We start from the raw sequence: 5,891 nt of genomic DNA, 5'->3' as shown, positions 1-5,891 counted from the left end.
CAAGAAGTACACCAACCGCGGCCTGCAGTTCCTGGACCTGATCCAGGAGGGCAACATCGGCCTGATGAAGGCGGTGGACAAGTTCGAATACCGCCGCGGCTACAAGTTCTCGACCTACGCCACCTGGTGGATTCGCCAGGCCATCACCCGCTCCATCGCGGACCAGGCGCGCACCATCCGCATCCCGGTGCACATGATCGAGACCATCAACAAGCTGAACCGCATCTCCCGACAGATGATCCAGGAGATGGGCCGGGAGGCGACGCCGGAAGAGCTCGCCGAGCGCATGGACATGCCGGAAGAGAAGGTCCGCAAGGTGCTCAAGATCGCCAAGGAGCCCATCTCCATGGAAACACCCATTGGTGACGACGAGGACAGCCACTTGGGTGACTTCATCGAGGATTCCGGCGTGATCTCGCCGCTCGACTCCGCCACCGCCGCCGGGCTGCGCGAGGCGACCCAGAACATGCTGGCCAGCCTCACCAGCCGCGAGGCCAAGGTGCTGCGCATGCGCTTCGGCATCGACATGAACACCGACCACACCCTGGAAGAGGTCGGCAAGCAGTTCGATGTCACGCGCGAGCGCATCCGCCAGATCGAGGCCAAGGCCCTGCGCAAGCTGCGCCACCCGACCCGCTCCGAGAAGCTGCGCGGCTTCCTCGACAGCGACTGACGCGGCTGCCGCCGCGTCAGATGTTGCGGGCTTTCGCCCGCAACGGCTTGAGCGCGGTCCCCCGTTCACGCGACCATAGCCGTGGTTGCGCGCACCCGCTCGCCTGACATCATCACTCCGTTCCGGGCCGTTAGCTCAGCGGTTAGAGCAGGGGACTCATAATCCCTTGGTCCTAGGTTCGAATCCTAGACGGCCCACCATAAAAACAAGGACTTAGCGGAAATCGCCGCCTGGACTCGCCGTGCTCTGAGTCCAATTTGAGTCCACTACCCGGAATTCTGTGCTAATTCGTGGCTTGTGGTGCCTACCGGCGCCGCAACGAAACAGGCCCCGGAACGGTTGCAGCCGCGCCGAGGCCCTGACCACCCACCGACCTAGTGCAGAGGTCCGGCGCATGGCTACCGAGCATTGTAAGCCCGCGGTCGGACTCCGGGAGTTCCGACCATGGCGAGCATCACGAAATTGAAGGACCGCAACGGTAAGCCCTGGCAGGTGCGCATCCGCCGCAAGGGCAAGACCATCGTTCAATACTTCAAGACCAAGCGGGAAGCGTCCGACTTCTCCAACAAGGTCGAGGCGGACTTCGACAGGTGGAGCCGCCTACTCGGTGGCGAGCTGAAGAAGCACAGCCTCGCAGACCTGATCGACCGCTATATCCGCCAGTGGTCCGGGAAGGACCACAACACCCCGAGCCGGCTCGCGTGGTGGCGAGAGCACTACGGCGAGTGCAGCCTTGCGGAGTTCAACGACGATACCGTTCGGGAGGCCATCGCGCGGCTCAAGACCGAGCCCGCCCCCCATGGCGGCAAGGTTGTCACCGAGGCCGACAAGCCCCGCAGCGGCCCGACTGTCAACCGCTACAGGGCGGCAATCTCGGCAGCCTACAAGACCGCCATCGACGGCGGATGGTTCGGCGTGAAGGACAACCCCGTTGCCGGCATCCGAGCCGCCAAGGAGAACATCAGCGGCTTCGGCCGTTCCCTGAAGGACGAGGAGCGCCCCACGCTGCTCAAAGCCTGCGATGCGTCAACCATCTGGCCGGCGCTTGGCGTGTTCGTGCGCCTGGCACTCGCCACCGGCGCCCGTCGCGGCGAGCTGTTGAAGCTCGTGTGGGCCGACGTGGACCTGAAACGCGGGAGCCTGCTGTTCCGCGACACGAAGAACGGCGACGACCGCCGAGTTCCGCTGATCGGCGATGCGCTCAAGCGCCTCAAGGCATACGCCAAGGTCCGGCGGATGGATGATCCGCGCGTGTTCCCCGGCCGGACCACCGAGACTCCGCCCCAGGTTGACAAGGCATGGCATGCGGCGCTGACGGCTGCCGGCATCGACAGCCTCCGCATCCACGACCTTCGGCATAGCTGCGGGAGCTACCTGGCCCGCGCCGGCTGCTCGGCATTCCAGATTGCCGCGATCTTGGGTCATCGCAGCGGCCCGCAGCTGACCCAACGCTATGTGCATCTGCACGCGGATGAATCCCGTGAGCTGATGGAAGGTGCGCTTGCTGGCGTGCTGGGGGATGGCTGATGCCACGGAAGCGCGGCCCCAAGCCGAGCGGTAACGCGATGACCAGCACTGAGCGGCAGCGCCGCTTCGTCGAGAAGCTCAGGGCAAGTCCGCCGAGCCCCGAGCACATCTGCATCCGCGTTGTTGGCTTCGAGCGTAGAGCCCTGGACGATTTCGCCGACAAGTGGCGCACCACCCCGGAGAAAGCTGCCGCTCGGCTGCTCCGAGAGGGCATCGACGCCCTCATCCCAAAATCCCGTTAGAACGCAGTTTCATACACGAGAATTCTCGAAAATCGAGAAAAAGGTATTTGCATCATAAATTTGGAGCCGTTGCTCGACTTGTCGCTTGCGGGCTCGGAAACCCGAGTCATAGCGCGTAACGCTCCCCGTCATGCTCTGTCGCACACATCCCCGCAGCGGAGCAGAGTATGAGCACACCGACTCACCATTCCCTCAACCACGACGCCAGCGCCGACGCGACCTCGCAGACGTGCATCACCGACCTATACCCCTTCCGACGCTACGCCCGGGAGGTGTGGGAGCCCCAGGGATTGGGCACAGAGCATGCCCTCCGCTGGTTGGTGCGGCACCGCCACACGAACGGTTTGCTGGCGTGCGGTGCGGTAATCGAGAAGCGGCCCACCAGCGGCAAACGACCACTGATCCTCATCCACGGCCGAAGGTTTGCGCGTTGGCTCGCCACGTCCGACGAGGCCGCGTGATCGGTGGGAGGGGCGAACATGATCTGGGATGCGTTTCTAGGCCGTCTGGATGGGCTGATCCAGACTGGCACCGACCGCTGGGCAGCCCGATGCCCTGCGCACGACGACCGATCGCCGAGCCTGACCATCCGCGATGCCGGCGACCGGCTGCTGTTCCATTGCCACGCTGGCTGCCGTCCCGAGGACATCCTCGCGGTCATCGGGCTCACCTGGAATGACGTGCATACCGGCGACCGGTGGGCGGCTGCCGACCATGGGGAGTGATGACCGCGAGCTATCTCGCTGCCCGCGAGGCTGCCCGCAAGGCCGCCCGTACCGGCATCGATGTCGAGCTGGAGCGGCTGATCGCGCAGTTCGCCCGCGACGACATGCGCGCAGGCCGTGACCTGTCTGTCGAGTCGCGAGCGCGCGTCCGGCTCGCCCTGGATCGCCTCCGGGCGGCGGCACACGAAGGGCAGCAGCATGCCGGATGACCCCCTGCTGGACGAGATAGAGGCCGCGCTAGGTGCCGAGGTGCCAGCGCTAGCGGAGACCAACGGCACGCGGTCGCGGTCTGCCACTGACCGCAAAACACCTGCCGTCATCCTGCGTAGTGGCGCCGAGCTGACCCCCGAGCCCGTGCGCTGGCTGTGGTCCGGCTGGCTCGCCGCCGGCAAGCTGCACATCGTCGCGGGAGCCCCCGGCACCGGCAAGACGACCCTCTCGATGGCCATCGCCGCGACCGTGACCATCGGCGGGCGCTGGCCCGATGGCAGCGCCGCACAGACCGGTGACGTGGCGATATGGTCCGGTGAAGATGACCCCGCGGACACCCTGCTTCCGCGACTATTGGCCGCCGGAGCCGACCCGAAGCGCGTGCACTTCGTCGCCGCGGTGCGGGATGCAGACGGCACCCGCCCGTTTGCGCCGGCCGAGGACATGCCGGCGCTCTCCGACGCCTTGTCGACCCTCCCAGAGCCACCGGCGCTGCTGATCGTGGACCCGGTGGTGTCGGTGGTCGGCGGAGACAGCCACAAGAACGCGGAAGTTCGACACGCGCTGCAACCGCTGGTCGATCTGGCGCAGCGGCATCGGTGCGCCGTGTTGGGCATCTCGCATTTCAGCAAAGGGACCGCAGGCCGTGACCCTGTGGAGCGCGTCACTGGCAGTCTGGGCTTCGGTGCCCTGGCTCGCGTCGTCATGGCGACGGCCACGCGTGCCGACGAGGACGGCGGCGGTCGCTTGCTCGCCCGCGCGAAATCCAACCTTGGCCCCGATGGCGGCGGATATGTTTACGACATGGAGACCTGCCAGCCCATCAGCGGCATCGAGACGACCCGCATCCTGTGGCGCGAGGCGCTCGATGGCTCCGCCCGTGAGCTGTTGGCCAGCGCCGAAGCTGTCACCGACGGCGAGGAGCGCAGCGCCATGGATGAGGCTCGCGAGTTCCTGATGGACGAGTTGGCCGCCGGGCCGATGCCCAGCAAGGACGTGCTTCGCGACGCCCGCCAAATGGGCATTGCGGACAAGACCTTGAGGCGAGCGCAGAAGGCACTCGGTGTCATCGCCGAGAAGGCCGCATTCCAGGGGGGTGGCGCTGGCGACTGCCGGACCACCACCGACCCGGCGAAGGTAGCCAAGATGGCCCGAAGATGCCCAACCCTGAATCGTGGCCATCTTCAGGGCCGTTGGCCATCTTCAGCGAGCCGAGCTTGAGCGAAGTCCCTGAAGGTGGCCAAGACTCCCGAAGGCGGCCATCCCAGGAAGATGGGCATCTTGCGGGCACCTTGGGCGCATTGACGGCCGACGAGCGCGCCGACATCGAAGTTTGGCTGGATGCCATCGGCGAGACCGATCCCGTAGACCGCGCCGACTACCTGCGCCGTGCCGATGCCGACCCCGCCGCCGCATCGGCCGCGCTCGCGCTGGCGAGATCGCGCGGTTGACTGCGGGGTGCGCCGGCGCACTCGCCTCCGTCCGCCGCATGGACGGCGAGCAATCGGGCGCCCGATACGCCTCCTGCACCCCCACCGGCGAGAGCGACCGCGGCGTAAGTGCATAGCGGCGGCGCGAAGACTTCGAGCGAGATTGAGCCCCGCCGAGCGTGCACCAGAGCCCCCTTAGAGCCGTCAAACCGCTGAGCCACGTGGCCGTGCCGGCATTAGCCGACGTGGGCCATACAGGGTTGCGAAGACGCCAAGGCACGGACGCCGAGACCGCATCACGCGCGATGCCGTCCGTCGACCGCCCCCTGCGGCGCGCCGCCTGATCGAAGGTCGCGTCCACCGGTAGCGCACGACCCCCGGCTCGCGCCTCACTGACTCTCTCGGAGCGATTGGCCCCATGGCTCGTGACCGGTCTCGCGACAGCGCGTGGCACCGCTGAGCCTTTCGTGACTGCGACCGGTACGCCCGCGCGCGCGTGCGCGCGTGCGGGCGCGAGTCCCGCGACTAGATCGTGTTCGACGCATGACCGCCTCGCTGCGGTCCCTCTACCCGCATCGACACGCCACCAAATCTAGTGCTTTCACTGTTCTTGCGTTAGGATTTCTCCCCATTCCGTGCAGATGGAGCCGACGCGGCCTGCCCAACGCACATGGTCAAGCTGGAAGACATTACAGCCGGCGTACAGCTTCAGGGCCTCGCATCCGCCGGCCCGGCGACGGTGATCCAGACCGAGCGGGTCGGAGACGATGCCCTCACGGTCTACTTCAAGGCCGGGGACGGCCCGCTGGATGACCGGCTGCTGTTCCGCGACGACGAGCCGGACCTGAGCCTCGTGGAGGCCGGCCGCGCCTGGTCCTTCGATGCCGACGGCGAAGACCTCAAGCTCGCCGCCGAGGCCTACCGCATCCACCTCGCCCACCTCTTCGACCCGATGATGGCGGTGCACAGCAGCAACGTCGAGCCGCTGCCGCACCAGATCACCGCCGTCTACGAGTCCATGCTGCCGCGCCAGCCGTTGCGCTACGTGCTGGCCGACGACCCGGGCGCCGGCAAGACCATCATG

Annotated in this window: 8 protein-coding genes, 1 tRNA gene and 1 pseudogene; all 10 read left to right on the top strand. The window is 66.7% G+C overall.

The window, feature by feature from the left end:
- On the top strand, positions 1 to 673 hold a 673-nt coding region (gene rpoD / locus LJE69_RS20585), incomplete at its 5' end, for an RNA polymerase sigma factor RpoD (RefSeq protein WP_296927943.1).
- Between the two features lie 124 nt (positions 674 to 797).
- A tRNA-Ile gene (locus LJE69_RS20580) sits at positions 798 to 873 on the top strand.
- A 292-nt stretch (positions 874 to 1,165) separates the two neighbouring features.
- Complete coding sequence (locus LJE69_RS20575) at positions 1,166 to 2,200, top strand: site-specific integrase (RefSeq protein ID WP_296927942.1); 1,035 nt, start codon at positions 1,166 to 1,168, stop codon at positions 2,198 to 2,200.
- Positions 2,201 to 2,238: 38 nt separating this feature from the next.
- A complete protein-coding gene (locus LJE69_RS20570) occupies positions 2,239 to 2,442 on the top strand; it encodes a hypothetical protein (protein ID WP_296927941.1) in 204 nt (67 codons plus the stop codon).
- A 167-nt stretch (positions 2,443 to 2,609) separates the two neighbouring features.
- The gene (locus LJE69_RS20565; protein WP_296927940.1) at positions 2,610 to 2,903 is read left to right on the top strand and encodes a hypothetical protein; all 294 of its coding nucleotides are present in this window, start codon (positions 2,610 to 2,612) and stop codon (positions 2,901 to 2,903) included.
- Between the two features lie 18 nt (positions 2,904 to 2,921).
- Complete coding sequence (locus LJE69_RS20560) at positions 2,922 to 3,167, top strand: hypothetical protein (RefSeq protein WP_296927939.1); 246 nt, start codon at positions 2,922 to 2,924, stop codon at positions 3,165 to 3,167.
- Positions 3,167 to 3,376, top strand: a complete 210-nt coding sequence (locus LJE69_RS20555) for a hypothetical protein (RefSeq protein ID WP_296927938.1) — start codon at positions 3,167 to 3,169, stop codon at positions 3,374 to 3,376. Before LJE69_RS20560 ends, LJE69_RS20555 begins: the two co-directional genes overlap by 1 nt.
- Entirely contained in the window at positions 3,366 to 4,598 is a 1,233-nt protein-coding gene (locus LJE69_RS20550; protein ID WP_296927937.1) for an AAA family ATPase, read from the top strand. The genes LJE69_RS20555 and LJE69_RS20550 overlap by 11 nt, the downstream gene beginning before the upstream one ends.
- A gap of 80 nt (positions 4,599 to 4,678) precedes the next feature.
- Positions 4,679 to 4,828: a hypothetical protein gene (locus LJE69_RS20545; protein WP_296927936.1), complete on the top strand. Its 150-nt coding sequence runs from the start codon at positions 4,679 to 4,681 to the stop codon at positions 4,826 to 4,828.
- A 649-nt stretch (positions 4,829 to 5,477) separates the two neighbouring features.
- Positions 5,478 to 5,891 (top strand): annotated as a pseudogene (locus LJE69_RS20540) (RNA helicase); the annotation flags it as partial.

The organism is Thiohalocapsa sp., from assembly GCF_022340605.1.
In the GTDB taxonomy this organism is placed as follows: Bacteria; Pseudomonadota; Gammaproteobacteria; order Chromatiales; family Chromatiaceae; genus Thiohalocapsa.
This window is presented reverse-complemented; position numbering and strand designations above follow the sequence as displayed.

Bases quoted from the DNA above. Each gene is read 5' to 3' on its own strand.
- LJE69_RS20565 (WP_296927940.1), top strand. From the start codon at position 2,610: ATGAGCACACCGACTCACCATTCCCTCAACCACGACGCCAGCGCCGAC.
- LJE69_RS20550 (WP_296927937.1), top strand. From the start codon at position 3,366: ATGCCGGATGACCCCCTGCTGGACGAGATAGAGGCCGCGCTAGGTGCC.
- LJE69_RS20560 (WP_296927939.1), top strand. From the start codon at position 2,922: ATGATCTGGGATGCGTTTCTAGGCCGTCTGGATGGGCTGATCCAGACT.
- LJE69_RS20570 (WP_296927941.1), top strand. From the start codon at position 2,239: ATGACCAGCACTGAGCGGCAGCGCCGCTTCGTCGAGAAGCTCAGGGCA.
- LJE69_RS20555 (WP_296927938.1), top strand. From the start codon at position 3,167: ATGACCGCGAGCTATCTCGCTGCCCGCGAGGCTGCCCGCAAGGCCGCC.